This is a genomic window from Streptomyces sp. SID10853, assembly GCF_010548145.1.
In the GTDB taxonomy this organism is placed as follows: domain Bacteria; phylum Actinomycetota; class Actinomycetes; order Streptomycetales; family Streptomycetaceae; genus Streptomyces.
On sequence record NZ_JAAGLN010000491.1, the window covers coordinates 1 to 1,148 of the forward strand.

Annotated in this window: 1 protein-coding gene; it reads right to left on the reverse strand. The window is 75.2% G+C overall.

Annotated elements, in window-relative coordinates; all coding sequences use genetic code 11:
• On the reverse strand, positions 1–1,148 hold a 1,148-nt coding region (locus G3I19_RS36560), incomplete at both ends, for an HD-GYP domain-containing protein (protein ID WP_164267954.1).

The window sequence follows — 1,148 nt, forward strand, 5'->3', positions numbered from 1 at the left end:
GTCCGGGTGGGCCGGGCCGTGCGGGGCTGCGCCCCGGTGCGCTGTACCCGGCTGGGAGGTGCCGGACTGAGCCGTGCCTGGGTGGGCTCTACCCGACTGGGACGCATCGTGCTGGGCCGCACCCGGCTGGGCCGGGCCCGACCGGCGGGCGTCCGGTTCGTCGGCGGTGACGGCGGGGCGCCAGCCGTGCCGGGCGAGCGCCCGTACGAACGCCTGGACCATCAGCGGGTCGAACTGGGTGCCCGCGCACCGCAGCAGCTCCCGCAGGGCGGCGTCGACGGGTCTGGCCCGGCGGTAGGAGCGGGTGGAGGTCATGGCGTCGAAGGCGTCGGCGATCGCGACGACCCGGGCGAACTCGGGGATCTGTGCCCCGGAGAGCCCGTACGGGTAACCGGAGCCGTCGAGCCGTTCGTGGTGGTGCAGGATCGCGGCCCTGGCCTCGCCGAGGAAGCCGATGCCGCGGACCATCTCGTGCCCGTATTCGGGGTGCAGCTCGATGACGCGGCGCTCGTCCGGGGTCAGCGGCCCGTCCTTCCTGAGCAGCCGTGTGGGCACCCCGAGCTTCCCCACGTCGTGCAGGATCCCGGCGAAGCGCAGCGCCTCGAGACGGTCACCGGCCATGCCCAGCTCGCCGGCGATCATCGCGGACGCCTGGCCGACGCGTTCGCTGTGACCACGGGTGTACTGGTCCTTGATGTCGACGGCCTGGACCAGGGCCCGGATCGTCGCCCGGTGGGCGGCGCGCTCGCGGTGGTACTGCGCGAAGACCCAGCTGGAGATGGACATGGGCAGCAGCACGAACAGGGAGGCCGGCGGGCCGTAGGGGCTGCGCCACAGGACCGCCATCATCAGCGCGGCCAGCCCGTGCACGGTGTGCGGGGCCAGTGAGCGCAGCAGCGCGCCGCCCGAGGTGCGGGCGGGCAGCCGCTCGGCGGTGGCCCGTACGGCGCCGTCCAGCGCGGTCAGGGCCAGACAGAGGACCAGGGCGGTGGCGAGGGCGGGCAGCAGGGCGTACGGAAAGTCGGGGGTCCTGCCGGGGCCGCCCAGGAGTGCGGGGACCTCGGCCGCGGCCCGTACGGCGAGCGCGAGCTGTGCGGCGTGCCAGAGGCGCCGGACTCCGTACGGCGGGTGCTCGGCCGGGGCGAGCA